A 26,099-nucleotide genomic window follows, 5' to 3' on the forward strand; every position below is an offset into this window, starting at 1 on the left:
GCCGCCGCTCGCCCCCGCCGCCGGCCCCGCCCCGCCCCCCGCCCCCCCCCGGACCCCGGCCCGCCCCCGGGGCGGGGCGCGGCCGCGGCCTCCGGGGGTCCCGGCGCCGGGACCCGGCCGCGCAGGAAGGCGCGGCTGGGCAGCACGCACAGGGCGTAGCAGAGGGTTCCGGCGGCCCCGGTCGCGAGGAGCGCGAGGACCCCGTCGCCGAGGAGGCGCTCCAGGCCCAGGACCACCACTGCCATCACCGCGCCGCCGAGGAAGGGCCAGGCGCAGGCCCGCACGACGGTGCCCAGGCCGATGCCCGCGCGGTGCAGCGCGACCAGGAACACGGGCACCACGACGGCGCCGGCGACCACGACGTGGCCCTGGGCCACGCCCACGATCCCGGCGGCGCCGGCGCCGGCCACCAGCGCGGGGATCAGGAGCACGAGCCACAGCCCCTGGACGGCGATGAGGGAGCGGCGGCGCCCGATGGCCACCAGGCAGTCGTAGGCGAGTTCGCAGACGATGCGGACCAGGCCGAGCGCCATCAGCCAGGGCAGCGCCGCGGCTGCGGGCAGCCAGCGGGCGCCGTAGACGAGTTCGACGATCGGCGCGGCGAGCGCGGCGAGCAGGACGCAGAGCGGGACGGTGCCCGTCACCACCACCCCGAGGGCCCGGCCGAATCCGGCGGCCAGCGCCCCGGGTGTATCGGCGAGCCGGGAGAATCCCGCGAAGGAGACCCGGCGGGCCGCCTCGGAGATGATTCGCACGGGCCAGCCGGAGATGTTGAACGCGAGGACGTAGAAGCCCAGGGCCAGTTGGTCCAGGGTGGAGCCCACCACCATGGTGTCCACGTTGACGACGCCGAGGGCGAGCATGCTGGCCCCGGCCAGCGGGAGCCCGAACCGGAGCAGCGCCCGGGCCTGTTGCCGGTCCCAGCCGAACTTCAGGGTGCCCGGGGCGGCCAGGCAGCAGCCGGCGAGCGCGGCCACGTTCCCGGCCACCGAACCCCAGGCGAAGCTCATGGCGCCCCAGCCCTGCACCGCGAGCAGCAGGGTCACCGCGGTGCTGAGGACGAAGTTGAGCCCGTCGATGGCCATCCGCCGGCCCTGGGCGAACTCCCGGGTGAGGAAGCCCGCGGGGACCTGGGAGAGCCCGTCGAGGACGACGCACACACACATCACGCGCAGTACGCCGGCGGCCTCCGGCGAGCCGAGGACCCGGGCCACGGCGGGCGCGGAGGCGAACAGGGCCGCGTACAGCAGGCAGCTGGAGACGGCGCTGAGGGTGAGGACGGTGGGGGCGAAGCGGCGCGGATCGCCCTCCCAGCGCACGATGGCGAGGGACACGCCGAGCTCGTTGGCGGAGAGCAGGACCAGCAGGACGGTCTGGGCGATGCCGTAGACGCCCCACGCCTCGGGCCCGAGGAAGAACCGGGCGAGGATGATGCCGGTGGCGAAGTTGCCGAGGCGCATGACGACGGTGTTGACCAGGCTCCAGCGTGCGGCCGTGCCGACCGTCCGTCCGAGCGAGGGCGCCGCCGGGGCGGTGGTCCCCGTACCGGTGTCGGCGCCGGTGGCGGCGTCCTTGCCGGTGCCCGGCCCGGTCACGGCGACCCGGCGGCATCGGCCCCCGCGGACGCGGCCGCACCGGACGGTACGGGCCGCCCCGCCTTGGCCGGTACGGGTACGGGTACGGGTACGGCCCCTGCGGGCGCGGCTCCCGCGGGTACGGCCCCCTCGGGCGCGGTGGGCCGGTGCCGGCCCGGCCCGGTCGTTCCGCGCCGCCGGGCCTCGACGAAGAAGGTGGCCACCAGGCTCAGGACGAAGCCCAGCGCCCCCGCCATGATCAGGTACTGCAGCCGGGTCTTGGTCTGCGGCTCCGCCTTCTGCGGCGGCACGATCGTGGTCATCCGGATCATGGCCTCGGGGGCCACCGACTGCTGGGTCTGGAACTCCTGCAGCCGCTTCTCGGCATAGGCGGTGAACAGCTCGTCCGACGTGAGGACGGCGGCCGGATCGGTTCCGGTGACGCTCAGCCACAGGAACGGCCCCTGCGCGTTGTCGGCGATCTTCGCCTCGTGCAGTCCGGTGACGCCGAGCGCCTTGAGGTCGGCGGCGGCGTCGTCGGAGTTCAGGTTGCGGGCCAGGCCGTCGGCCATGCCGGTGAGCGACGCCTGGGTGCTGAGGAAGGGGTTGCCGTCGAAGGCCACCGTGGCCTTCTTCGAGTTGAGCAGGGTCACCGTGCTCTGTGACACGTACTCCACCGGGACGAGCAGGTACACGCCGGCGGTCAGCGCCGCCGAGAGCAGCAGTCCGGGCAGCAGGACGTACCAGCGCCTGCGCATGACCCGCCAGATCTCCGCGAGATCCATGGTCTTCCCCCTCGCGGCCGCGTCGCAGTCTCCTGCGCGCGGCCGCTCTTTCATCGCGGTGGTGACACGGCTGTCGCCGTGGTTACGGTCGGTGCTCCCCGGGGCCCGCGGCGGGCGGGGCGAGGTCGGTGGGCCGGAGCCGGGTGTGCGCGGGCGGCCCGTCCAGCAGGACCCGCGCGATGCGGTCGCTCGCGCGGCCGTCCCAGAGCTCGGGGCAGCGGGGTGCGGGCGGATCGTCGAGCACCCGGTGCACGGTGGCGGTGATGCGCTCCGGGTCCGTGCCCGCGAGCACGTTGGTCCCCTCCGTGACGGTGACGGGGCGCTCGGTGTTCTCCCGCAGCGTCACGCAGGGCACGCCCAGGGCGGTGGTCTCCTCCTGGATGCCCCCGGAATCGGTGAGCACCACGCGGGCCGAGTCCTGCAGGGCGATGAAGTCGAGGTATCCGGCGGGCGGAACGAGCCGGATGCCGCCGGGCACGCCCAGTTCGGCCAGCCGTTCGGCGGCCCGCGGGTGCACGGGCAGCAGGAGGGGGCAGCGGCCGGCGATCTCGCCGAGGGCCTTGAGCAGGCCGCGCAGTGCCTCCGGATCGTCCACGTTGGCGGGCCGGTGCAGGGTGACCAGGCCGTATCCGCCCCGGGTCAGCCCGTACCGGTCGAGTACGTCCGACTCCCTGGCCCGGTCCAGATTGGCCAGCAGGGTGTCGATCATGACGTTGCCCACGACGTGGATCTGGTCCTCGCGGTAGCCCTCCGCCCGCAGGTTCGCGGCCGCGTCGGGCGAGGGGGCCAGCAGGTAGTCGCTGACCCGGTCGGTGGCGACCCGGTTGACCTCCTCCGGCATGCTCCAGTCGCGGCTGCGCAGTCCGGCCTCGACGTGGGCGAGCAGCGGGCCGGCCTTCGCGGTCACCAGGGCACAGGCGAGGGTGGAGTTGATGTCGCCGACGACCACGACCGCGTCCGGTGCCAGCTCGTCGAGCAGCGGCTCGAAGGCGGTCATGACCCGCCCGGTCTGCTGGGCGTGGCTTCCGGACCCGGCGCCCAGGTACCGGTCGGGGGTGCGGATGCCGAGGTCGCGGAAGAAGACGTCGTTCATGGACTCGTCGTAGTGCTGGCCGGTGTGGACGAGGACCACGTCGGCGCCGCGGCGCTCCAGTGCGTCCATCACCGGTTTGATCTTCATGTAGTTGGGTCGCGCTCCGGCGACGCAGACGATCCTCGTCACGGTTTCAGAGCACCTCCACGGTCGGTCCGGAGACCCGGTTGCGGCAGTCGAGGACGAACGAGGCGTGCTCGGTGACCATCTGGTAGTCGAAGGAGTCGTGGTCGGTGAGCAGGACCACGACGTCGGCGGCGGCGAGTTCCTTGCGGGTCGGCTCGACCCGGACGAGGCGCGCGTCGACCTTGATGCTCTCCACGACGTGCGGGTCGGCCGCGCGGACCTTGGCGCCCATGTCGAGGAGCAGTTGGGAGATGCGGACGGCCGGTGATTCCCGCGCGTCACCGGTGTTCTTCTTGTAGGCCAGCCCGAGGAGCAGGATCCGGGAGCCGTTGACCGAGCGGCGCTTGGTGTTGAGGGCGTCGATGACACGGCGCGTCACGTACTCGGGCATGTGGCTGTTGATGTCGTTGGCGAGTTCGACGAAGCGGAAGCTCTGGCCGAGTTCGCGCTGCACCCGCCAGGACAGGTACGAGGGGTCGATGGGCAGGCAGTGGCCGCCGACCCCCGGGCCGGGGGTGAACTTCATGAAGCCGAAGGGCTTGCTGGAGGCCGCTTCGATGGCCTGCCACACGTCGATGTCGAGGTGCCGGGCGAACATCGCGATCTCGTTGACCAGCGCGATGTTCACGTGCCGGAAGGTGTTCTCCAGCAGTTTGGCCAGCTCGGCCTCCTTGGGCGAGCGCACCGGCACGGTGGTGTCGACGAGGTCGGCGTAGAAGGTCTCCACGGCCTTCAGTGAGGCGGCGTCGACGCCGGAGACGACCTTCGGCGTCTGCTGGAAGCCCCACACGGTGTTGCCGGGGTCGATGCGCTCGGGGCTGTAGCCGAGGTGGAAGTCGACTCCGGCGGTGAGCCCGGACCCGTCCTCCAGAATCGGCGCGAACAGCTCCTCCGTGGTTCCCGGGTAGGTGGTGGACTCCAGCACGACGGTGGCGCCGGGGCGCAGGAAGCGGGCCAGGGTGCGGGCCGATTCCTCGATGTAGCGCAGGTCGGGTGCGCCCTCTTGTAACGGGGTGGGGACGGTGACGACGGCGACGTCGAAGCCGCCGCAGTCCCGGGCGAGTTCGCTCGCCCGGTAGCTGCCGCGCTCCAGTGCGCGGCTCAGCCGTTCGGAGGAGACGTCCTCCACGTACGACTCGCCGGCGGCGAGGCTCTTGACCCGCCGCGCGTCCACGTCGTAGCCGATCACCTGGTGTCCGACTTCGGCGGCCCGGATGGCCAGCGGCAGTCCGACGTATCCCTGTCCCACGACGACGACGCGCATCAGTGACTCCTGTTCGCGGAAGGGGCAGACGGTGTGCGGTGGATGAGTTCCCGGACCGTCATGAGGAGGAAGGCAGCGTTGGTGGTGAGGTAGCGCTTGCCGAGGCGGCGCGGTTCCTGGAGGGTGCGGTAGAACCATTCGAGCCCCATCCGCTGCCAGACCAGGGGGGCCCGCTTGGTGATGCCGGCGAGGATGTCGAAGGAGCCGCCGACGCCGTGCACCACGTGGGCGCCGGTGCGCTTGCCGTGGGCGGCGGTGAAGATCTCCTTCTTCGGTGAGGTCATGCCGAGGAAGAGCAGGTGGGCGCCGCTGCCGGCGATCGCGTCGGCGACGGCCTCCTGGTCGGAGTCCTCGAAGTAGCCGTTGCGGCTGCCCGCCACCCGCAGTTTCGGGAAGCGGTCGGAGATCTGCCGGAGCATCATCTCCAGGACGTCCTGCCGGGCGCCGAGCAGGTAGACGGGGATGTCCGCCGTCTCGGCGGCGGCGAGCAGGCGCATGAACAGGTCGATGCCCGCGACCCGTTCGGGCAGCCGGACGCCGAGGACGCGGCCGGCCCAGACCACCGCCTGGCCGTCGGCCAGGACGAGGTCGCAGCCGCCGACCGCCGCGGCGAGGCGCGGGTCGCGGCGCATGTTGACGAGTTTGGCGGCGTTGACCATGCCGATCTCGATCTGTTCGCCGCGCCGCACCGCGTCCAGGCAGCGCCGCACGGTCTGGTCCATGGTCAGGGCGTCGAGCGTCACCCCGAAGAGGGAGTGTCGTGAGTTCATCTCTGTGGTCCTCCGAGCCAGGCGAAGAGGAGCCAGCCGAACTCGTACGGGCGGCACTCCCGGTCCACCGCGTCGGGCCGGAAGATCCGGTCGAGCGGGGCGAGGCGCGCCCGCGGGGCGACGCGGGTGGTGAGGCCGCGGGCGGCCCGTACGGCCTTCAGCGGGTCGCCGCGGTAGACCTTGCGCCAGGTGACGCCGAGGTGGTCGCGGATCATCGGCTCCCGCGGGGTGCTGCCGGGCCCGGCCGTCTCGGGTACGTCGGTCATCCACCGCAGCCCGCGGCGGATCGCGGCGCCGAAGTCGGTGCCGCCGGCCTCGGCCAGGTCGAACAGAGCGGTCGGGGCCATCGCGTGCTGGTGCACGCTGTAGACGGGGTAGCCCTCGATCACGCCGCCGGTGCGGGCGTCATAGTGCCACCACCACTGGCCGCCGTCCCCCTGGAGGTCGCAGATCCGGGTGGCGCAGGCGTCGGCGGCCCCGAGGGCCTCCAGGTCGTCGCCGCTCGCGTGCAGCCGGGCGAGCGCCTGGAGCGGATAGGTCTGGTCGGCGAAGCAGGCCACGTGGGCGCGGTACCCGCGGACCAGCCCCGGCCCGGTGGCGTGCGGGAACAGCGGGCTGCCGGCGGTCCGGGCCGCCAGCAGGCGGTCCCGGGCGGCCGGAAGGCGGTCCTCCACGTCCACCGCGTCGCGGGCGGCGGCGAGGGCGGAGAGCACCCAGGCCGCCTCGACCGTGTACCGCGGCTGTCCGGGAACGTCGAGGGCGGCGACCCGGGCGAGGGCGTCGGAGAGTTTGGCGTGGCCGGTTTCGGCGGCCGCCCAGGCGATGAGCGCCGCGTCTCCGAGGTTCTCCACCCCCGGGAGCCGCTCCACCAGCAGTCCCGCGAACTCCTCGGCGGTACGCCCGCCGAACAGGACGCGCTGGCGTTCCTCGGGCAGGAACCGGGCGCCCAGCGCGGTGATGGCCGCGTACCGGGTGCTGGTCCCGCGCCGCTCCAGGCGGCGGGTGCCGTCGGGCGCGACGGCGGCCGCCCGGGTGAACACGAAGGTCTCGGCTCCGGGCAGGTACATCTCCGGCAGCCCCGCCTCGGCCAGCGCGAGCAGCCGCTCGGCGAGCGCGTGCAGCGGCGGGTCCTCGTGGGCCAGTGCTTCTAATCGTGCGGTGGTCACCGGTTCCCCACCCCGGTCCCCCGTGTACTGCGCGCTCCCCGTATGTCCGAGCCGTTGCGCTCCAACACACCTACCCCCTCTGATCGCTCCTCGGACGGACCTGGCGGTCGTCGTTCCGCGGAGGGGATTGCGCGTGACGGCGCCCGTGCCGGCGGTGGTGTCCCACCGATGGCACGAGCCGTCCGACGGCTGCCGTCTGGTATCCCCCCAGCGATGCCCGCGGACTGGGGCAGGCGCGAGCTGCGGTGTCGGCGGGCGCGGAGATCCGCGCCGGCCCGCCCGCTGTTCGCGATGCCCTCGTCGTGTACAACCCCCCACCGAGCAGCGGCTGTTGCCTGCTCAGATCCCGTGTACAGGGACAAGGTATGCCCAAGGATGTTCGTTGATTGTGGTTTTGAGGAAATGCCGATGCCCTAAATCGCCGACGTTCCTTCAGGCCCGTTCGGCGAGCTCGCCGCCCTTCTCGTCGTGCAGCGCGCCGGTGCGCGGACAGACCCATACGCCCGGCTCGTCCGCCTGTTCCACGAGGCGGACGCCGGCCCTCCCCACCCAGCCGATCCGCCGCGCCGGCACCCCCGCGACGAGTGCGAAGTCCGGTACGTCGCGGGACACCACCGCGCCGGCCGCGACCAGCGCCCAGCGCCCGACGCGCACCCCGGCCACACACACCGAGCGGGCGCCGAGCGAGGCCCCTTCGGCGACAACGACCCCGGCGGACTCCCAGTCGTCGCCGCGCTTGAGGCGGCCGTCGGGCTCGACCGCGCGCGGGTAGAAGTCATTGGTGAGGACCGCCGCCGGGCCGATGAAGACCCCGTCGCCGAGCACGGCGGGCTCGTACACGAGCGCGTAGTTCTGGAGCTTCACGTGGTCGCCGATCCGCACGCCCGGCCCGACGTACGCCCCGCGTCCCACGATGCACCCGCGTCCGAGCCGGGCCTCCTCCCGTATCTGGGCCAGATCCCAGACGGTGGTGCCCTCGCCCAGCTCGGCCGTCTCGTCGACCTGGGAGGAGGGCTGGATGCGGACGCTCACAGGGCGGTCCCCTAACGGTTCGCGAGGAGTTCGGGCGCACGGGCGTGCGGACGTACCGCCACACAGGCGTACGACCACACATGCATACGGACGGAGCATAGGTGCCACCGGACCGGCTCACCCGGCGGTTCAACCGACTGTTCACGCGGCGGACTTGGCGAGTACGCCACCCACCGCTGCGGGCGCGCGGGCGCGTGCGACGGCGCGCCGGAGCGCGCTCCGGATTGAAACCCGATCGGGTGTGGCGCGTTAGACCGTCGGACCGCGCGGCCCGCAGGGCGCCGACCAGCGGCGACGACGAGTACGAGGAGCGAGATGGCAGACCCGAAGCCGGCCGGACGCGGCCGGATGAAGCTGGCGGCCCGGTGCCGCGTGGCCACGGAGGCACCGGCCTTCGGACTGGTCGTCTTCTGCGTGATCCTGCTGAACGCGGCCCTGATGGGCGCGGAGACCTACAGCGGGCTCGCCGGGGAGTACCGTCAGCTGCTGCGCTCGGCCGAGGACGCCTGCCTGACCGTGTTCACCCTGGAGATGCTGCTGCGCCTGGGCGCGCACGCGGACCGGCCGAAAGCATTCTTCCGCGACCCCTGGAACCTCTTCGACCTGGTCGTCGTGGGCTGCGCCTTCGTCCCGCTCGTCCGCGAGAACAGCACCCTGCTGCGGCTGCTGCGCCTCGCCCGCGTCCTGCGCTCCGCGCGCTTCCTGCCCCACCTGCGCATCCTGCTGGTCGCCGTCGGCCGCAGCCTGCCCGGCACCGCCAGCTTCCTGTTCATCGGGGCGCTGGTGCTGTACCTGTACGCGATGGTCGGCTGGGTCTGCTTCGCCGGCGCGGACCCCGGGCACTTCGGCTCCGTCGGCCGCGCCGCCCTCACGCTGTTCCTGCTCACCACGCTCGACGGCCTCACCGACGCGGTCCGCGCGGGCCTGCAGATCTCCCGGTTCAGCATCATCTACTACGCCTCCTACGCCCTGCTCGCCTCCTTCGTCCTGGTGAACGTCCTGATCGGCGTGGTCCTCAACTCCCTGGACGAGGCACGCGAGATGGAGGCGGAGGCGGACCGCGCCGCCCCGGCCGACGGCCCGCTCGCGGCCGACCCCGGAGTCCGCGAGCGCATCGCGACGGCCCGCCGCGCCCTGGACGCCCTGGAGGCCGACCTCGCCGCCGCGGACCCCCACATGTCGCCCCGCCCCCTGGAACCCTCGCGCTCGGGCCCGTAGGTTGGGGCGGAACGTCCCTTCGGCGACGACGGGCTGTACCGCGAGGCGAGGAAGAGACCATGCCGGGACGACGGGTACTGCGGGCGGGCATCACGGCGGGCGCGGTCGCGGCCTGTCTCTTGGGGACGATCCCGGCGGCCGAAGCGGCCCCGCGCAGCTTCGTCGCCGCGTCCGTCCACGGCAATGGGGCGGGCGCCGTCGGGGCCGAGACGACCGGTGGGATCACCTGGCACAACCGGTCGGTCACGCTGACGTCGGTCCGGCTCTACGTCGCCGCCCGCGAGTGCGGCAGGTTCAACATCGTGGCCTGGCAGGGGAACAGACTGGTCGACTCCATCGCCTCCACGCAGCAGTGCGCCGGGGCGACGGGCCGGTGGATCCCGTACGGCGACCTCCCGCTCGACGGCAGCGCGATCGCCGGCGGCATCACGGAGGTGGTGATCGACGTCTACGACGACACCCACACGGGCAACGGGTACGCCGACTGCACCCGTTCGGGCTCGTCCTGCTACACCTGGCCCCGCTGACGCACGGCTCCCCCGCCGTCCCCGCGCTCACTGCCGCTCCGGGGCCCGTGTCCCGGACTGCGCCTCCGCGTCCGTCTCCGCCTGCGGCTCCGGCTCCGGCTCCGTCAGGTGGAGGTCCCAGGTGGCGTCCGGGTGGCGGGCCGCCGTCCAGGTGCCCGGGAGGGCGGTGATGTCGCCGGCCTCGTCCGTGTCCGGCGGGAACCGTACGCCGTCGAGGCGGACCCGGCCGCGGAACACCGCGTGGTCGAAGGCCGCCGGCTGTCCGAACACCGCCCCGGTGGAGGCCAGTCCGCGCTCCCACACCGCGTACGAGAACACGGCCGGTCCGGTGAAGACGGCCCCGTCGAGCCCGGCCGGGCCGCGGAAGACCGTGCGGAAGAAGTCGGCCCGGCCGGTCACCCGCAGGCCGTTGAGGTCCGCCGAGTCCTCCAGCACCGCCCGCGCGAAGGAGACCTCGTCCAGGAGCGCGGCGTCCGTGAACCCGGCCGGGCCGCCGAAGACCGTACGGCGGAACGCCGCGCTCCGCGCGAACCGGCTCCGGGTGAAGTCGGCGCCGGCGCGGAACACGGCGCCGTCGAAGACGGCCGGACCGTCGAAGACGGCGCCCCCGAACCGCGCGCGCCCCGCGAACACGGCGCGCGCGAAGGAGGCGCGGCTCCCGAACCGGGCCCCCTCCGTGCTCCAGTGGTCCTCGAAGCGCGCGTGGTCGAAGGAGCACGGTCCCGGCGCGAGGCGTCCCGTCCCCGGGTCCCGCAGCGCGTCCAGCACCCGCCGCAGCAGGCCGCCTTCGAAGGTCGTGCCCCGCAGGTCCACGGCCATCCCGGGCCGCAGCCCGCGGAGGTAGGCGTCGCGTACGGGCACGGCGGCGTGGGCCAGGCAGTCCGGGCCGCCGGGCAGCCGGATGCCGGCGCAGGCGCGCCGGCCGCCGTACGGGAGGTCGTCCCCCGGCCGGTCACCCCGCTGCCGGTCGCCCCGCTGCCGGTCGCCGTCCGGGGCGCGGAATCCGCACGCGGGCCAGTCCGCGCCGCCGCTGCCGCGGATCTCGTCGGCCTCGGTCATCGCCTGCCCCAGCTCGGCGGGGTCGCCCGTCCACAGCCAGCCCTCCGGCCCGTCGCCCGGTCCGGGGAGCCGGCGCGGCACGGTGGGGCCGAGCAGCCGGTCCAGCTCCTCGTGGAGGGGCGGGGACAGGGCCAGGAAGGGTCCGTACCCCGGTGGCCGGGAGCCGCGCATCCGCCGGGCGGCCGCCGCCACCGCCGTCCCGCTGAACCCCGCTTCCTCGAAGCCGGCCTCGCCGCCGCTCACGGCCACGGCGAGCAGCGTCCGCCAGGAACGGTGGGCCTCGTCGACCTCGCGCACCACCGACGCCAGTTCCCCCAGCACCCGGCCCGCCTTGCCCAGCGCGCCCGGGGCGTCCACGACGACGAGCAGGTCCGTGGCGGAGGTCTCGATCACCTGTCCGCCGGTCCCGGTGCGGCGCAGGAGGTCCCGCAGCGCCGCGGCGACCGGCGGGCCCGGCGCGCGGCCCGCCGTGTCCCCCTCGACGTCGACGCCCACCGCCAGGTGCAGCGCGGTTCCCGGTTCCCCGGCGGGCGCGGGCTCCCGGGGGTGCGCGTCGAGGGCGGCGCGGAATCCGGGGTGCTCCAGCAGCGCGTGACCGGACAGGTAGACCATGCGGTCCGGCCAGACCCCGTGGACCACGCCGAGCAGCCGCCCGGCGCGCGAGACCGGGCCCCCGCGGTAGTGCGTCCAGCTCTCCGGCTCGGCGGAGAGCCGTACGAGCTCCCCGTTCCGGGCGCCGTCCGGCAACGCCGCCTCGCCGGTCAGCGCGACCGGGTCCCCCTGGTCCGTGGATCCGTCGACGCGGACCCGGCCCGCGGTCCCGCCGTCCCCCGCGGGCCGGTCCGGCGCCGCCTCCCAGGACGGCGGTCCCGGCCAGGTCCCGGCGTCGGCCAGGTCCCGGGCGGCGAGCAGCAGGAAGACCCGGGGTGATCCCTCGTCGCACCACACCGCGTGGCACAGCGCCTCCCGGTCGCCGGCGCGGACCCAGCCGACGGCGCCCGGCCCGAGCCCGGTGTCGCCGACCGTCAGAACCAGCCGGGGCGTCAGCAGGGTGCCGACCTCCTGTGCCTCGCCCCGCAGGGGCTCGAACCGGACCCGTACGAGCAGCTCGCCGAGCCCGGCTTCCGGTGCCGGTCCGGGCGGCCGCTCCCGCGTTCCGGCCCCCGGCGGCGTCGGCCGCGGTGGTTGCTCTGGCCGCGGTGGCTGCTGTGGCTGCGGTGGTCGCTCCGGTTGCGGTGGTTGCGCCGCGAAGGGCAGCGCCCCCTCCGCCACCCCGCGGCGGCCCTCGCGCCCCGTGGTGACCCGGGTGGCGGAGAAGTCCGGGCCGGTCCCCCGGTTGCGGGACATGAACTCCCAGACCCGGCGGCGCACCAACTCCCGTACGGCGGCCACGTCCCCGCGCAGCTGTGAGCCGAGCAGGGCCTCCCGTACGCCGGGCAGGAACGCGAACTCCACCTCGGCGGCGTCCTGTTCGTCACCCCAGGGGGCGAACAGCCCCCCGAGGGCGACCTCCGCCAGGTGCCCGTGCTCCGCGTCGCGCAGCAGGGAGCGCCGTACCAGGGTCATCACGGGCAGGGTCAGCGGTACGGCGGCCAGGTGGGCGGCGAGGCGCTGCGCGGTCGGGGAGGCGCTCGCCCGGAAGTTCTCCACCGCCTCCAGACCGGTGGGCGGGTCGCCGGGCGGCGGATCCGCCCCGGTGGTTGCCGGCGGCGCGTCCAGGCGCAGGCAGGCCATGCGCCGCCAGCGCCCGTCCCCGGAGACGACCCGCACGAGCCGTCCCAGGCTCCCCGGCGCCAGACCGACCACCGGGACCACGGGAACCACCGGGACCACGGCCGCGCCCCCGCCGCGCCGCCCGGCGCGGGCGCGGCGGACGGCGGGCACCCGCTGCCAGGAGCGGGTGGCGGCGGCGGGCCGGTCGGCGCGGACGGCGAAGGGCACGGGCCGGACGGCGCCGCGCGTCCAGAGCCGTTCGGGCAGAACGTTCAGCACGGCCACGGCGTTGTGGGCGCTCCAGTGCCGCAGCACGCCCTGCAGCGGGGCCTGCCGCCAGCCGGCCGCGACGGTGTCGGAGAGGACGAGGATCAGCCGGCGGCCCGCCGGGTCGGAGAGTTCCAGGGGGTTGCGGGGCGGGCCGCCCCGGACGCGGGAGACCATCGGGGTGGCGCCGGAACCGGTGCCCGTCAGGTGCCAGGTGCGTACGTCGCGGAAGACGCCGCTGCGGGTGAGCACCCGGCGGAGCTCGTCCACGAGATCGGCCCAGAGCAGCATCGAGTGGTGGGTGTCGACGATCAGCGCCAGGTCCAGCCAGCGGCTCTCCGCGGGCCGGAGTACCGGGCTGGGCACCATGCGCTCGATGCTGCGCTCGACGGTGAGCTGTTCGTCGAGTTCCTCGCCGGGCCCGCCGATGGAGCGCCGCCCGACGGGGCGCAGGGACCGCATCAGGGCGAGCGGATCGTCGAGGGAGGCGGTGCGGGGCAGCCGCAGCGGCGATCCGCGCCGCCCGCCGCCGGAGCCGGCCGGTTTCCCCCGGGGGGCACGGGCGGCGGCGGGGTACAGCCGGACGGCCGGCCCGCCGGGCGCGGGCCCGCCGGACTCCGGGCCGGCCCCGGGCAACGGCATGGGTCCGAGCGGGGGTTGTTGGCGCCGCGTGCCGTCGGCGGGAGCGGCGGGCGGCGGGCCCGCGCCGTCGATCCGGGCCGCGAGCCACACGATGTCGGCGATCTCCTCGGCCCCGGCTCCGGGGTTCGGGCCGTTGTCCCCGGCGCCGTCGGCGAAGGCGGCGAGCAGCCTCTCGATCACGCCGGGGGCCCCGTCAGGTGCTGCATCACGGTGGCGAGGAAGCGGTCGCGGTCGCCGGCCTCCGGCCAGGCTCCGGCCAGCCGGAGCTGGATGGCGTTCAGGAGCTGGTCGGTGGCGAGGTCTCCGTCCTCGGCGCGTTCGATGAAACTGTGGACGAGTTCCCGGTACTCCTCGTTCGCCTCGATGTCGACGCCGAGCCGGCGGCGCACGATGCGGGCGAGCTTGTCGGGTCCCGGCGGCTCCAGGTGCAGCCGGACGCAGCGGCGCAGGAAGGCGGGTGGGAAGTCGCGTTCGCCGTTGCTGGTGAGGACGACGACGGGGAAGTACCGGCACTGGACGCGGCCCTGGGTGATCCGTACGGCGGTGTCGGGGTCGTCGTCGGTGCCGATCGCGACGGTGGGGTCCTCCTGGGCGAGGCGGGCGAGTTCGGGGATGGTGAAGCCGCCGTCCTCGAAGACGGTGAGGAGGTCTCCGGGCAGGTCGATGTCGCTCTTGTCGATCTCGTCGACGAGCAGGACCCGTGGGCGGTCCTGCGGCAGCAGGGCGGTGCCGAGCGGCCCGAGGCGCAGGTAGCGGGAGATCGAGGGGGCGGCGGCGGGGGTCCCCGCGACCGCTGCCGCCGCTCCGGGGGTGCGGAGCTGTTCCAGCCCGGCTTCCTGAAGGCGTCCGATGGCGTCGTACAGGTACAGCCCGTCGCGCAGCACGGTGCGGCTGGTGATCGGCCAGTGGAGTACGGGTCCCAGATCGAGGTCCGAGGCGATGCTGTAGGCGAGGGTGGACTTGCCCACTCCGGGCTTCCCGGTGATCAGCAGCGGCCTGCGCAGGTGCAGGGCCGTGTTGACGACGTCCTTCTCCGGTTCTCCGGGGACGTACCCCTCCCCGCGCCGGCGGGTCCGCTCCCAGGCCGGTCCCCCGCAGCCGGGGGGTGCGTACCCCGGGTCGGGGATCCCGGTGAAGTCCCGCCAGGGCGGCGGGGATCCGGCCTCCAGGCGGGTGCGCCGGTCGGCGCCCGCTCCGGTCCCGTGGTACAGCCACCAGTCCTTCGCCACTGCCTCTGCCTCCATCGTCGGTACCGCCGTCGGTCGGTCGTCGGGGGTTCAGGCCAGGGAACGGAGGCCCGGCATGTCGTCGGGATCGTCCCACAAGAGCACCAACCGGTCTCCCCCCGCGCCGGGTTGGGGAGCGTGCGGGGAGCCCGCGGCCGCGCCGGCGGCTGCCCGGCGCACCTCCCGCACCCGTGCGGGCAGCGCGAGGACGTCGAGTGCGCCGGGGTCCGGGCGGCCGTCCGGACCGGCCGGTGCGAGCAGGTCCAGCAGCGGGGGCGCGGGGAGGCCGCCGCCCCGCCGCCACACGGCGACCGGGACGCCGCCCTCCAGGACGGCTTCGAGCAGCCCGGCGTCCGGGGCGGCGGCGGTGTGCGCGAGGACGCAGGCGGGCGCCGGACCCGCCCCGAGGTCCATCCCGAGCGCGTCGGTGACGTCGGTGTCCTCCACCACGCGTACGGCGTCGGGGTGGCGGCCGCCGCGGCCGTACAGCCAGCGCCACTTGGCGAGCCATTCGGCGCGGATGCCGGTGCGCTCCTGCGGGCAGCGCACCACCACCTGGTAGAGCACGCCGAGCGCGCGGCGGCGGCCGGCCGGGCCGCGCGGGACCGGCCACTGGTCGAAGTCGGCGTCCAGCAGTTCGTACGGGACGTGGAACTCGATCCGGTCCAGTGCGCCGGGCGGCGCCACCGCTTCGCCGCCGCCTCCGGGCGGACCGTCGGCGAGCGCCCCGTCCGCGCGCGCCCCGCCGATCAGGGCGAGAAGGCGTACGAGTTCCTCCCGTACGGCGTCCAGCCCGACCGGGGCGTCCTCCGACTCCCAGATGTGCTCGGTCCGTTCGCCCCGCAGCCACATCCGGGCCAGGTATCCGTCCCCACCGTCCGGCGGGGCCTCCAGCCGGACGTGCAAGGCCGATCTGCGCGGCGGGGGCGGCGGCGGGGCGAGCGCGGGGAGGGCGAGCCTCTCCCGGGTGGCGCGCACCCACTCCCGCAGCCGGGCCGCCCACACCGGGTCGCCGGCGCCGGCCCGGTCGGCGAGGAAGCGTACGAAGGGCACGGCCAGGGGCATCCCGGTGCGGCCGCCCTGGCGTTCGTCGAGGTCCTGGACCACCTCCAACAGGCCCTCCCCCGGCAGCCCGGCGGGCACGGGGGGCGCGCAGCCGGCCGCCTTGAACGCCCAGGCGTACGCGTCGTGGGCGCTGCGCGGCAGGTCGCGGCCCTCGAAGAGTTCACCGAGCCCGTCCCATGCCTGCTGGTCGAGGCGGGGCGCCCGGAGCGCGGCGGGCACAGCGGGCGCGGCGGTTCCTGCGGTCTCCCCGAGGCCGGAGGAACCGGGGAGGCCGGAGGAGCCGGAGAAGTCGGCGAACCCGGAGAAGTCGGGGAAGTCGAGGAAGGAGCACGCCTCCCAGTCCCGGTCGACGATGAACTGCGGCAGCTGCCAGCCCTCGCCGCGCTCGCGCAGGTCCTGGAAGGTGCGGTGGATCGAGCGGGCGGCGCCGGCCAGTCCGGTCACGCCCTCCTGGACGGTGCTCTGCCCCAGCTCGCCGAGGAGGGCCTCGGTGAAACGGCCGGTGCCGCGCTCGGCGTCGTTCTGGGCGGCTTCGCCCGCGCGGGAGGCGTACAGCCGGAACTGCCTGCGGCCGGGGACGGAGGTGCCGCCGCCGTAGTCGGTGGTGCCGAAGTTCCACCGGGTGTCGCGGGGCGCGTCGACCCGGCAGGAGTCGACGAGCGCGGCCTGGAGCGCGAAACGCCGGTGCTTGACCATGTCGGTGTGCCACCAGCGCAGTGCCGAGTCGAGGTTGAGGTGACGGATCTGGCCGGGGCGGGCGTCGGCGCAGGGCAGGATCAGCTCGTGACGCGGTCCGAGGTAGCCGTGCCCGGCCCAGAAGATCCACAGCAAGTCGCCGTCGCACTGCGGCAGTTCGTCCAGAAGCGCCGACTTCGCGTTGCCTTCGGTCGCCGGGCGGTGGGCGGCCTTCAGCGCGGCCATGGCCGGGGAGTCCGACCAGTCGAGGTCGTCCGGGTCGTCGAGCGGGGACAGCAGCAGCCGGACGTTGCCGGGCGGCACCTGACCGGGGCCGGTGAGCCAGCGGGCGAACCGCAGGGCGTCGCGGGCCGGGCCGCGCAGGTTCCACCGGTGGCTGATCTCGTAGCGCTCGACGCCCGCGACGAGCGCGAAGGTGCGCTGCGGGCCGAGGGCCGGGGGGAACCGGGCGGGCGGCACGGGTGCGGACCGGCTCACCCGATCTCCGCCTCGGCCACCGCCTGTTCGATGCGCTCGTAGAGGGAGTCCTGCTTCCAGTAGGCGCTGTGGCAGGCGGGAAAGGGCTGCCGGCTGGTGATCTCGTGGTCGGTGACGCGGGTGTCGCCGGGGAAGACGGGTCCGGCCAGGTAGGAGAGGACGTCCTGACGGTCGTAGACGTTGAGCCAGCGGGGGAAGCCGTACGGGAGCTTCGCGCCGGGGGCGAGCGCGGTCAGGGCGCCCAGCTCGTGCAGGAACGGGGCCTGCGAGCCGACGGTGACGAGCAGTTCGGCGCCGGGTACGGGTTCGCCGCGGGAGGCGGCGAGGGCGAGGAGGTCGACGAGGGCGATCCCGCCCAGGCTGTGCCCGATGAGGACGGCCGGTCCGGGCACGGCGGCGATCTCGGCGTGCAGGAACGCGCGCAGGCCGCGGCCGCGGGCCTGGTAGCGCAGGACGTCGCCGAGCGCCGGGGTGGCGCCGACGGTGAGGGAGCCGCGCCAGGCGTTGAGCAGCGGCTGTGTGGTGACCCGCTGCGCGAGCCGGCCGAGGACGGCGGCGGCGCGGGCGCCGGGCACCCGGGCGTCGCCGCCGAGGCGGTTGGTGAGCAGCTCGACCACGCGGTCGCGTTCGGCGCCGGTGCAGTACGCCTCGGCTCCGGCGGCGGCGAGGGCCGCGGCGGTGACGGCGCGGGCGAGGTTGGTGGCCAGTTCGCGGGCCTGGGGTTCCTCGGCGGCCCGTTCCCCGGCCCGGCGGGCCTCGGCGGAGCGGGCGGTGCTCTCCAGGGCGGCGGGGTAGCCGTCGGCGAGTCCGGTGTCGCGGAGCAGGGGCCCGAGCTCGTCCCCGTCGCCCGGGCGGGCCGGTAACCCGTCCAGCAGGGCGAGCACCCGGGCACCGGCGGCCTGAACGCCGGGCATCGCGAAGCCGTCGTCGCCGTCGCCCGGCTCGGTGTCCCAGCCGAGACCGGTCTCCCAGCCCGTCTCGGCGAGGACGCGCAGCTCGCACAGCGGGTCGGCGACGAGCAGCGCCCACTCGGCGGTCTCGGCGTCCACCGGGTCGGCCGGGAGGCCGGGGGACGGGAAGCCGGCGCCCTGAGCACCGGCGCCCTGAGCATCCGGGTACGGGGCTTCGGGGACGGCCGGGGTGTCCGGGCCGGTTCCGGGGCGCGGGCGCAGTCCGGGTACGGAGCGGCCTCCGGCACCGAGGGAGGCGCCGAACCGGTCGCCCCAGTAGCAGGAGTCGACGGCCGCACCGGGGAAGCGGGCCGCCAGCCGTTCCCGTACCAGCGTGAACAGCGTGTCGTGCCGTTCGCGCCGCACGCCCGTGCCGTGGACAAAGAGAAAACGCATCGCCGTCCGCCCCCCTCGTACGATCGTCCCCCGCCCGGCACCTTAGCGCCGCGCGGGGAACGGGGGACCGGGAACGGCGGGTTCAGCGCTTGCGGGCCAGGGTCAGGCCGTCGGCGATCGGCAGCAGTACGGACTCCACCCGGTCGTCGGCGCGCACGCGGGCGTTGAACTCCCGGATGGCCAGGGCGTTGCCCTCGGCGTCGGCGCGGGCGGCCTCCCCGCCGTACAGGACATTGTCGGCGAGGAGCAGCCCGCCGGGGCGCACGCGCGGGACGAGCTGCTCCCAGTAGTCCTGGTAGCCGGGCTTGTCGGCGTCCAGGAAGACGAGGTCGACGACGGGTTCGGCGGGGAGCGCGGCGAGGGTCTCCCGGGCGGGGGCGATGCGCAGGTCGATGCGGTCGTCGACCCCGGCGGCCTTCCACGCCTCGCGGGCGATGGCCGTCCACTCCTCGGAGACGTCGCAGGCGATGACGGTGCCACCGGGCGACAGGCCCTCGGCGAGCGCGAGCGTCGAGTAGCCGGTGAACGTGCCGACCTCCACGATCCGCCGGGCCCCGGTGAGCCGGGCCAGCAGCGTCAGGAGCACCGCCTGTTCGTGGGAGACCTGCATCCGCGCCGGGCCGCCGAGGGCGCGGGTGCGCTCCACCAGCTCCCGCTGGACGGGCGTCGGCGGTTCGGCCTGGGCGACCAGGTAGTCGTAGACCTCCCTGGTGAGCGGCACGGTCTTGACTCCGTCTTCGGTCCTGCTCATACGGGCCTCCTTGCGTCGACGGGCGGGGCGGGAGGGAACCGCGGCCACGGTCCCGGCCACGGTCCCGGCCACGGTGGCTGTGGCCGTCGCCGCGGCCGTCGCCGGGGCCAGGGGATCACACCCGGCTGGCCAACGAAGTCGGCGGTGACCGGAAACGGACCGTGCGCCGCTCAGCTGCCCGTCGGGCGGGCCGGTCTGCCGGGCGGGCTCGTGACCGGGGTGAGCGAGGCGTACTCCAGGGGGGCGGAGGGGTCGATGGTCATCTCCAGCGGTCCGGGTTCGGCGCCCGCCCGCACGAGGAGGTCGCCGATGGCGGCGATCATCGCCCCGTTGTCGGTGCACAGGGTCATCGGCGGCACCCGCAGTTCGATGCCGGCCGAGGCGCACCGGCGCTCGGCGAGGTCCCGGACCCGGGAGTTGGCGGCGACGCCGCCGACCACCACCAGGGTCCCGACCCCGTGGGCCGTGCAGGCCGCGACCGCCTTGCGGGTGAGCACGTCGGCCACCGCCTCCTGGAGCGAGGCCGCGCCGTCGGCGACCGGCGGCTCCTCGCCGCGCAGCCGGTATCCCTCCGCCCAGCGGGCGGCGGCCGTCTTGAGTCCCGAGAAGGAGAAGGAGTACGCGTACGGGTCGTCCCCGCGCGGCCCGCCGGTCAGCGGGCGGGGGAAGGAGACGGCCTTGGGGTCGCCGCCGCGGGCGGCACGGTCGATGGCCGGGCCGCCGGGGTAGGGCAGCCCGAGGACCCGGGCGACCTTGTCGAAGCACTCCCCGGCGGCGTCGTCCAGGGTGTCCCCGAGGTGCAGGATCGGATCGCGCGCGAGGTCGCGGACGAGCAGCAGCGAGGTGTGGCCGCCGGAGACGATCAGCACCATGCAGGGCTCGGGCAGCGGCCCGTGTTCCAGGGTGTCGGCGGCGACGTGGCCGGCCAGGTGGTGGACGCCGTAGAGCGGCAGGCCGAGGGAGTAGGCGAGGGTCTTGGCGCCGGCCAGGCCGACCTGGAGCGCGCCGGACAGGCCGGGGCCGGTGGTGACGGCGACGGCGTCGAGCTGGGATGCCTTCAGTCCGGCCTGGTCGAGGGCCTGGCGGACGACCGGGTTGAAGGCGTGCAGGTGCGCGCGGGCGGCGATCTCCGGCACGACCCCGCCGAAGCGGGCGTGCTCGTCCATGCTGGAGGCGACGACGTGCGCGAGGAGTTTCCCGTCGCGGACGATGCCCGCCCCGGTCTCGTCACAGGACGACTCGATGCCGAGCACCACCGGAGATCCCACCACAGCACCTTCACCCCTTATTGCGAACAGCTCGCAATAAGCGTAGGGGGTCGCTGGACCGACACGGCACGGCAGGGCGCAAGGACGGACGGCGGACGGCGACGCGCCGGGCGGCTGTGACGACGGACACGCCGATCCCCCGGAACCGGCGCGGTGGTCCCCCCATCGAACGGTGCGGAAAGAACCGGACGGGCGAACGGGCGGGAGTGCCACACATGTCGAACGAGGTTCGCGGGCGGGGCCTGCGCGCCACCGCGCTCGCCGCCGTCCTCGTCGCGCTGCTCCTCGCCGGCGGCTGGTACGTGTGGGAGCTGCGCGGCATCGCGGCCCACCGCGCCGACGGCGACCCGGCGGAGGGCTCCTACCAGCAGGATCCGGAGCGCGCCGACCGGACGGCCTTCGCCGTCCTGGAGTCGGTCACCCAGGGCAGCCCGGAACCCGCGCCGGACGCCAAGACCTCCGCCGGCGCCGCACCGGAGCGGTGGCGGTCCGGCGGCTGGCAGCCCTCCGACCCCCTGGAAGCACGGCCCGTACCCGCCTCGCCCTCGATCGGGGCACTGTTCTCCCCCGGGGACGACGCCGACCCCGACCACCACTGCTCGGCGGTCGTGGTCCACTCCCCCGGCGGCGACCTGATCGCCACCGCCGCCCACTGCGTGTACGGCGGCGGCTTCCGGACGAACCTGGCCTTCGCACCGGGCTACCGGGACGGCGCGGCACCCTACGGGGTCTGGGTACCCACCCGGATCGACGTGGATCCGCGCTGGGCCGAGGACCAGGACCCCGACCACGACCTCGCCTTCGTCCACCTGCGCCGGCCCGGCTATCCGGAGCAGCGCCTGGAGGACATCACGGGCGCCGAGACGATCGGGTTCGGAACCGAACTGCCCGCGCCCACCCGGCTCGTGGGATACCCGAACGACTCCGAGGCGCCGGTCGACTGCCGGACCACCGCCGTCGCGGCCGGTCCGACGCAGCAGCGCCTGGACTGCGCCGGTGTCCCCAACGGCACGAGCGGCGGCCCCGTCCTCACCGACGGCCACACCCTGATCGGGGTGATCGGCGGACGGGACGGGGGCGGCGACGACGAGACCTCGTACAGCATCCGCTTCGGCGACGACGCCCGCACCTTGTACGAACGTTCCGTCAGGGCCTAGGAGTTCGCCCCGCGCGCCCTGGCCACGGCCCCGTTCCGGGCGGACAATGTGCCACCCGGGGTGGGCGCGTGTGGGGCGCGATGGCCGTCGGCGCGTGGGTTCTGGTGGGGGGCGCGTTGCCCGGGTGGGCCGCCCCCGGCCGACCCGGTCGAGGCGGCCGCCCTGGCCGCCTGCCCGCCGGGGCGGGGCGGCAGGGCCCGGCGGGTCGGGGTCGCCGCGGCAACCGCCGGACGGTGGCCGCGCCGAGGAGACCGGCGCCGAGGCGGTGCAGTCCCCGGCGCGGTGCAGTCCCCGGCCCGCCGAGGTCACGCCGAGCGGGCCCTTCGGCACCTACGGGATCGGCCTCGCCGAGGCCGCGCGCCCGCTCCCCGGCCTGATCCGGTGCCCGCTGCGCCCCGGACCGGACGGAGCCGAGCCGCGCGCGCGGGCCACGGCGTGGCGGTGGGCGTCTGGGTGGTTGTCCGAAACGTCGTCGTCCATGCCGCCGAGTCTCCGGGGACCGCGCCGCGCCGGTCAGGTCCCGTCCGGGGCGCCTTGAGGCGCTCCGGGGGCGGACGGACTCACGTCGGGGCGCCCGCCCGGTACACGAGCGACCCGCCCGCCCCCGCCGGCCGTGGCGGGGACCGCGGGCGACCCCCGGGGCGTCAGCGCGGCAGGGACGCGTACGAGACGCCGGTGAGCTTCTCGGAGGCGGCCCAGAGCCGTTCACCCGTTTTGTCGTCCAGGGTCCACTTGGCCCGCCAGGAACGCGCCGGCGCACCCCGCCAGCCGAAGCGGGGGCCGATGAAGTCGTCCGGGCGGACACCGGGGGCGGTGGCGGCGTACAGGGTGGGGAGGGCGCCCGAGGCCGCGGGCTGGGCGACGACGGCGTTGCCGATGGCCGCCACACGGGAGTTGAGGGTGGGACCCTCCTCCTTCGCCGCCCCGGCGTGGAGGTTGGTGGAGGCGTATCCGGGGTGGGCGGAGGCCGCGACGATCGTCTCGCCGGCGTCGGTGAAGCGCCGGGACAGCTCGTGGGTGAAGAGGAGGTTTGCGGTCTTGGAGCGGCCGTACGCCACCCAGCGGCGGTAGCCGTGCTCGCTGCCGAGGTCGGCGAGGTCGATGTCGCCGAGCGCGTGGAAGCCGCTGGAGACGTTCACGATCCGGGCGCCGGGGGCGGCGGTGCGCATCCTCGGCAGGAGCAGGCCGGTCAGGGCGAAGTGCCCGAGGTGGTTGACGCCGAACTGCGTCTCGAAGCCGTCGGCGGTCCGCCCGTAGGGCAGCGCCATCACACCCGCGTTGTTGACCAACAGGTCCAGGGTGCCGTGGCGTTGCCCGTACCACTTCGCGAACTGCCGCACCGAGGACAGGTCGGCGAGGTCCAGTTCGGCGAACTCCACCTCTGCGGACGGAACTTCGTTGCGCAGCCGGATCACGGCCGCGCGGCCCCGGGCGGCGCTCCGGCAGGCCAGCACCACGACGGCCCCGCGCCGGGCGAGCTCACGGGAGGCGGCGTAGCCGATCCCGCTGTTGGCGCCGGTCACGACCGCGGTGCGGCCGCTCTGGTCCGGGATGTGCGTGGCGTTCCAGCCGGGCATGGCTACTCCCTCGCGACACGGGTGTGTTACCTCCGGTAAACCTGGGCCACCCTACTCGGGGCCGGTCGCCGCCGACACCAGCACGTCCCCGGCGGCCACCCGGCTGTACAGCACGGTGCGGCCGGTGCGTCGGCGCAGGATCAGCCCGGCCCCGAGCAGCACCTTCAGCTGCCCGGCCACCGCCCCCAGGCTGAGCCCGGTCAGCGCCACCAGCTGCGTCGTGGACTTCGGGCTCTCCAGCAGCACCAGTACCCGCGCCCGTACGGGCCCCAGCAACCGGACCAGCGCCTGCGGGGCGCCGGCGGCCGGCTGGGCCAGCTGTCCCGCGCACGGATACACCAGGGCGTGCCGTCCGGGGCCGGCCCACGACACCCACCCGTGCCCCGGCGTCACCGGCACGAACACCAGCCCGGCACTGCCCGCCAGATCGCGCGGCGGCCGCTGCTGGAGGTTGATCCGCAGCCGGCCCCCGCCGAGCCAGGCCATTCCCGGCCGCATCCCGGACAGCGCCGCCGACCACCCGCCCAGGCTCAACTCCCGCGTGCGCAGCAGCACGTCGGCCTCGGCGACCCGGCGCCGGCGCTCCCAGTCCGGGAGCACGGCCTCGGTCCACACCCACTCCAGCACCTCGGCGGCGCGCGGCCCGAGACCCCGGACCCGGGCGAGGGAATCGGGCAGTCCGGACGCGGCACGCAGATCGGTACGGACCACGGCGTCCGGGGTCGCGCGCACCACCGCCAGCTCCTCCCCGAAGGGGCGGCCGTCGGGCGGCGGGGTCAGGAAGCCCGCGTTCCACACCCGGCCGAGGGCCGCCCGTACGAGTGCGGCGTCGAGCGGATCGGCCGCCAGGCGGGCCCGGTAGTGCGGCAGCCGGTCGGCGAGCCAGGCCCGGTCGCCCGGATGCGCTGCGGTCCGGCGCTCCAGGGCCATCAGCGCGGCCGTGGTCTCGGCGAGCGCGGACACCACGAACCGGCTCCCGGCCAGCGCGTCGGTGTCGATCCGCCACCACCCCATACGCCCCGCTCCTCCCCTGCGCCACCTCCGACACCACCCCGGCCGCCGGCCCGCCCGCTCACCCCCGGCTCCGGCGCCCCTCGGGACTCCGGCCCGCCGCCCCGCCGGGACACCGGCACCGGCCGGCCCGCGTACCCGCCCGTGAACGGTGCGGGACCGGCGCCGGTCCCGCACCCGCGGGTCCCGAACCGCCCGCACCCGCCCCGGTCCTGCCCAGCCGGGCCTGCCGGGCCTGCCGGGCCTGCCGGGCCTGCCGGGCCTGCCGGGCCTGCCGGGCCTGCCGGGCCTGCCGGGGGGATCATGACGGGCGCGGGCCGCAGGGCACCACGTTTCGCCTCCGCGCGAAACTCTAGGCGACCGCCGGGACCGCCCCGAGACTCCCCGCATGCCCCGGACCTACCGCGCGCTCGCCCGCGTCCCCGAGTTCACTCCGTTCTTCGCCGCCGCCGCCCTGCGGACCGGCGCCTCGACCATCGGCGGCCTCGCCCTCGGGGTCCTCGTCTACGACCGCACCAACAGCCCGCTACTGGCCGCGCTCGGCATGTTCGGCCCCTCCCTCGCCCAGGTGCTCGGCGCGACCCTGCTGCTCTCCGCCGCCGACCGGCTGCCCCCGCGCGCCGCGCTCGCCGGACTCGCCGCCCTCGCGGCGCTCGGCACCGCCCTGCTGGCCGCGCCCGGCCTGCCGCTGTGGGCCGTGTTCGCGGTGCTGCTCGGCCAGGGGCTCGCCGACTCCCTGGCCGGCGGGGTCCGGTACGGGCTGCTCACCGAGATCCTGCCGCCCGCCGACTACCTGCTCGGCCGCTCGCTGCTCTCCGTATGCGGCGGCGCGACGCAGATCGCCGGCTTCGCCGCCGGCGGCCTCCTCCTCGCCGCGCTCTCCCCGCGCGGGGCGCTGCTGACGGCCGCCGGGCTGGGGCTCGCCGCCGCGCTCACCGTGCGGCTCGGGCTACGCCGGCGCCCGCCGCGCGCGGTCGGCAGGCCCTCGCCGGGCCTGACCTGGCGGACCAACGCCACCCTACTCCGCGACCCGTCCCGGCGTGCCCTCTACCTGGCCCTGTGGATCCCCAACGGCCTGATCGTGGGCTGCGAGGCACTGTTCGTCCCGTACGACCCCGCCCGCGCCGGGCTGCTCTTCGGGTGCGCCGCCACCGGGATGCTCGTCGGGGACAGCCTCGTCGGGCGCTGGCTGCCCGACCGGCTGCGGGCCCGGCTGGCGGCCCCGCTGCGGCTGCTGCTCGCGGTGCCGTACCTGGTCTTCGCGCTGGAGCCCGGCCCCGTCCTCGCGGCGGTCGCGGTGACCGTGGCCTCCGTCGGCTACTCGGCGGGGCTGATCATGCAGGAGCGGCTCGTCGCCCTGCTCCCCGAAGGCACCCAGGGGCAGGCGCTCGGGCTGCACTCCGCCGGGATGCTGACCCTGCAGGGGCTGTGCGCCGCGCTCGCCGGGGCCGTCGCCGAGTTCACCTCGCCCGCGGTCGCCATCACCGCCCTCGCCACCGCCTCGGTCCTGGTCACCCTGGCTCTGGAGCGGAGCCTGCACCCCAGTAGGCTGCGGGTTCGCCCCTCGCACGCCCCTTCTCCCGTTCCCCGAGGTACCGCGCAGTGAGCTCCGTACCACCCCCCTCGCCCGTGACGGTCGTCGGACTCGGCGCCGACGGCTGGGCCGGGCTCACCGCCGTGGCCCGGTCCGCGCTCGGCTCCGCCGACGTCCTGATCGGCGGGCCCCGCCAGCTGGACCTGCTGCCCGCCGAGGCATGCCCCGGCGAGCGGGTGGCGTGGCCGAGCCCGCTGCGGCCGGCCGTGCCGAAGCTGATGGCGGAGCACGCCGGGCGCCGCGTCGCGGTGCTCGCCAGCGGCGACCCGATGTTCTACGGCATCGGCCGCGCCCTCGCCCAGGAGCTGGGCCCCGAAGCCCTGCGGATCCATCCGCACCCTTCCTCGGTGTCGTACGCCTGTGCCCGGCTGGGCTGGCCGGTGGAGGACACCGAGGTCGTCACGGTCGTCGGCCGCCCGGTGGCCCGCCTCGCGTCCGCGCTCTACGAGGGGCGGCGGGTGCTGGTGCTGAGCGCGGGCGCCGGCTCCCCCGGCGAGATCGCGGCGCTGCTGCGGGAGCGGGGCTTCGGCCCGAGCCGGATGCGGGTGCTGGAACAGCTCGGCTCCGAGCGGGAGGACGCGTACGAGGGCGTCGCGGACGGCTGGGAGCACCCGGCGCGCGAGCCCCTGAACGTGGTGGCCGTCGACTGCCGCCGGGACGCCGCGCACGCGGGCCCGCGGCTCGGCGCGACCCCC

The 26,099-nt window shown here is 75.4% G+C and carries 20 protein-coding genes; 5 read left to right on the top strand and 15 right to left on the bottom strand.

The window, feature by feature from the left end:
* From ABT106_RS21355 to ABT106_RS21385, 7 genes are all read right to left on the bottom strand, one after another.
* The coding region (locus ABT106_RS21355) for an oligosaccharide flippase family protein (RefSeq protein WP_351279625.1) at positions 1-1,595 on the bottom strand (1,595 nt) is incomplete at its 3' end.
* Positions 1,592-2,359 carry a YveK family protein gene (locus ABT106_RS21360; protein WP_351279628.1) on the bottom strand — a complete coding sequence of 256 codons (768 nt, stop codon included), beginning with the start codon at positions 2,357-2,359 and terminating at the stop codon, positions 1,592-1,594. The genes ABT106_RS21360 and ABT106_RS21355, both read right to left, overlap by 4 nt.
* An 82-nt stretch (positions 2,360-2,441) precedes the next feature.
* Positions 2,442-3,581 (bottom strand): non-hydrolyzing UDP-N-acetylglucosamine 2-epimerase, encoded by a 1,140-nt coding sequence (gene wecB / locus ABT106_RS21365; protein ID WP_351279631.1) that lies wholly within the window; start codon positions 3,579-3,581, stop codon positions 2,442-2,444.
* A gap of 4 nt (positions 3,582-3,585) precedes the next feature.
* Entirely contained in the window at positions 3,586-4,842 is a 1,257-nt protein-coding gene (locus ABT106_RS21370) for a nucleotide sugar dehydrogenase (protein ID WP_351279633.1), read from the bottom strand.
* On the bottom strand, positions 4,842-5,612 hold the full coding sequence (locus ABT106_RS21375) for a WecB/TagA/CpsF family glycosyltransferase (RefSeq protein WP_351279635.1): 771 nt from the start codon (positions 5,610-5,612) through the stop codon (positions 4,842-4,844). The genes ABT106_RS21370 and ABT106_RS21375 overlap by 1 nt, the downstream gene beginning before the upstream one ends.
* Positions 5,609-6,778, bottom strand: coding sequence for a hypothetical protein (locus ABT106_RS21380; RefSeq protein ID WP_351279637.1), 1,170 nt, complete (start codon positions 6,776-6,778; stop codon positions 5,609-5,611). The genes ABT106_RS21375 and ABT106_RS21380 overlap by 4 nt, the downstream gene beginning before the upstream one ends.
* Before the next feature lie 432 nt (positions 6,779-7,210).
* Complete coding sequence (locus tag ABT106_RS21385; protein ID WP_267843285.1) at positions 7,211-7,810, bottom strand: acyltransferase; 600 nt, start codon at positions 7,808-7,810, stop codon at positions 7,211-7,213.
* Between the two features lie 315 nt (positions 7,811-8,125).
* Here ABT106_RS21385 and ABT106_RS21390 point away from each other — a divergent pair, with 315 nt between their 5' ends.
* Both ABT106_RS21390 and ABT106_RS21395 read left to right on the top strand, forming a co-directional pair.
* Positions 8,126-9,028, top strand: a complete 903-nt coding sequence (locus ABT106_RS21390; protein ID WP_351279640.1) for an ion transporter — start codon at positions 8,126-8,128, stop codon at positions 9,026-9,028.
* A gap of 59 nt (positions 9,029-9,087) precedes the next feature.
* Positions 9,088-9,555 carry a hypothetical protein gene (locus ABT106_RS21395; protein WP_351279642.1) on the top strand — a complete coding sequence of 156 codons (468 nt, stop codon included), beginning with the start codon at positions 9,088-9,090 and terminating at the stop codon, positions 9,553-9,555.
* 27 nt (positions 9,556-9,582) lie between these two features.
* On the opposite strand, the gene ABT106_RS21400 is transcribed toward ABT106_RS21395, so the two are convergent.
* The 6 genes from ABT106_RS21400 to tsaD form a co-directional block, all read right to left on the bottom strand.
* Complete coding sequence (locus ABT106_RS21400; RefSeq protein WP_351279645.1) at positions 9,583-13,416, bottom strand: SAV_2336 N-terminal domain-related protein; 3,834 nt, start codon at positions 13,414-13,416, stop codon at positions 9,583-9,585.
* A complete protein-coding gene (locus tag ABT106_RS21405) occupies positions 13,413-14,480 on the bottom strand; it encodes an AAA family ATPase (protein ID WP_351279648.1) in 1,068 nt (355 codons plus the stop codon). The genes ABT106_RS21400 and ABT106_RS21405 overlap by 4 nt, the downstream gene beginning before the upstream one ends.
* 33 nt (positions 14,481-14,513) lie before the next feature.
* Positions 14,514-16,700, bottom strand: coding sequence for a VMAP-C domain-containing protein (locus tag ABT106_RS21410; RefSeq protein WP_351279650.1), 2,187 nt, complete (start codon positions 16,698-16,700; stop codon positions 14,514-14,516).
* The gene (locus ABT106_RS21415; RefSeq protein WP_351279652.1) at positions 16,697-18,046 is read right to left on the bottom strand and encodes a hypothetical protein; all 1,350 of its coding nucleotides are present in this window, start codon (positions 18,044-18,046) and stop codon (positions 16,697-16,699) included. Before ABT106_RS21415 ends, ABT106_RS21410 begins: the two co-directional genes overlap by 4 nt.
* Positions 18,047-18,128: 82 nt before the next feature.
* Complete coding sequence (locus tag ABT106_RS21420) at positions 18,129-18,797, bottom strand: O-methyltransferase (RefSeq protein ID WP_351279654.1); 669 nt, start codon at positions 18,795-18,797, stop codon at positions 18,129-18,131.
* 170 nt (positions 18,798-18,967) lie between these two features.
* The gene (gene tsaD, locus ABT106_RS21425) at positions 18,968-20,065 is read right to left on the bottom strand and encodes a tRNA (adenosine(37)-N6)-threonylcarbamoyltransferase complex transferase subunit TsaD (protein WP_351279656.1); all 1,098 of its coding nucleotides are present in this window, start codon (positions 20,063-20,065) and stop codon (positions 18,968-18,970) included.
* 215 nt (positions 20,066-20,280) lie between these two features.
* Between tsaD and ABT106_RS21430 the strand changes: the two genes are divergently transcribed.
* The gene (locus ABT106_RS21430; RefSeq protein WP_351279659.1) at positions 20,281-21,222 is read left to right on the top strand and encodes a trypsin-like serine peptidase; all 942 of its coding nucleotides are present in this window, start codon (positions 20,281-20,283) and stop codon (positions 21,220-21,222) included.
* Between the two features lie 644 nt (positions 21,223-21,866).
* Here ABT106_RS21430 and ABT106_RS21435 read toward each other — a convergent pair.
* Together ABT106_RS21435 and ABT106_RS21440 are read right to left on the bottom strand one after the other, a co-directional pair.
* A complete protein-coding gene (locus ABT106_RS21435; RefSeq protein ID WP_351279661.1) occupies positions 21,867-22,799 on the bottom strand; it encodes an oxidoreductase in 933 nt (310 codons plus the stop codon).
* A 51-nt stretch (positions 22,800-22,850) separates the two neighbouring features.
* Positions 22,851-23,813, bottom strand: a complete 963-nt coding sequence (locus ABT106_RS21440) for a winged helix-turn-helix domain-containing protein (RefSeq protein WP_351279663.1) — start codon at positions 23,811-23,813, stop codon at positions 22,851-22,853.
* A 385-nt stretch (positions 23,814-24,198) separates the two neighbouring features.
* Between ABT106_RS21440 and ABT106_RS21445 the strand changes: the two genes are divergently transcribed.
* Together ABT106_RS21445 and cbiE are read left to right on the top strand one after the other, a co-directional pair.
* A complete protein-coding gene (locus tag ABT106_RS21445; protein ID WP_351279665.1) occupies positions 24,199-25,416 on the top strand; it encodes an MFS transporter in 1,218 nt (405 codons plus the stop codon).
* The coding region (gene cbiE / locus ABT106_RS21450; protein ID WP_351279667.1) for a precorrin-6y C5,15-methyltransferase (decarboxylating) subunit CbiE at positions 25,413-26,099 on the top strand (687 nt) is incomplete at its 3' end. The genes ABT106_RS21445 and cbiE, both read left to right, overlap by 4 nt.

The organism is Streptomyces sp. NPDC002044 (assembly GCF_040296725.1).
Lineage (GTDB): Bacteria > Actinomycetota > Actinomycetes > Streptomycetales > Streptomycetaceae > Streptomyces > Streptomyces antarcticus.

Bases quoted from the DNA above. Each gene is read 5' to 3' on its own strand.
- ABT106_RS21420 (WP_351279654.1), bottom strand. From the start codon at position 18,797: ATGAGCAGGACCGAAGACGGAGTCAAGACCGTGCCGCTCACCAGGGAG.
- ABT106_RS21405 (WP_351279648.1), bottom strand. From the start codon at position 14,480: ATGGAGGCAGAGGCAGTGGCGAAGGACTGGTGGCTGTACCACGGGACC.
- ABT106_RS21370 (WP_351279633.1), bottom strand. From the start codon at position 4,842: ATGCGCGTCGTCGTCGTGGGACAGGGATACGTCGGACTGCCGCTGGCC.
- ABT106_RS21430 (WP_351279659.1), top strand. From the start codon at position 20,281: ATGTCGAACGAGGTTCGCGGGCGGGGCCTGCGCGCCACCGCGCTCGCC.
- ABT106_RS21390 (WP_351279640.1), top strand. From the start codon at position 8,126: ATGGCAGACCCGAAGCCGGCCGGACGCGGCCGGATGAAGCTGGCGGCC.
- ABT106_RS21360 (WP_351279628.1), bottom strand. From the start codon at position 2,359: ATGGATCTCGCGGAGATCTGGCGGGTCATGCGCAGGCGCTGGTACGTC.
- ABT106_RS21440 (WP_351279663.1), bottom strand. From the start codon at position 23,813: ATGGGGTGGTGGCGGATCGACACCGACGCGCTGGCCGGGAGCCGGTTC.
- ABT106_RS21415 (WP_351279652.1), bottom strand. From the start codon at position 18,046: ATGCGTTTTCTCTTTGTCCACGGCACGGGCGTGCGGCGCGAACGGCAC.
- ABT106_RS21435 (WP_351279661.1), bottom strand. From the start codon at position 22,799: ATGCCCGGCTGGAACGCCACGCACATCCCGGACCAGAGCGGCCGCACC.
- ABT106_RS21375 (WP_351279635.1), bottom strand. From the start codon at position 5,612: ATGAACTCACGACACTCCCTCTTCGGGGTGACGCTCGACGCCCTGACC.
- ABT106_RS21395 (WP_351279642.1), top strand. From the start codon at position 9,088: ATGCCGGGACGACGGGTACTGCGGGCGGGCATCACGGCGGGCGCGGTC.
- ABT106_RS21445 (WP_351279665.1), top strand. From the start codon at position 24,199: ATGCCCCGGACCTACCGCGCGCTCGCCCGCGTCCCCGAGTTCACTCCG.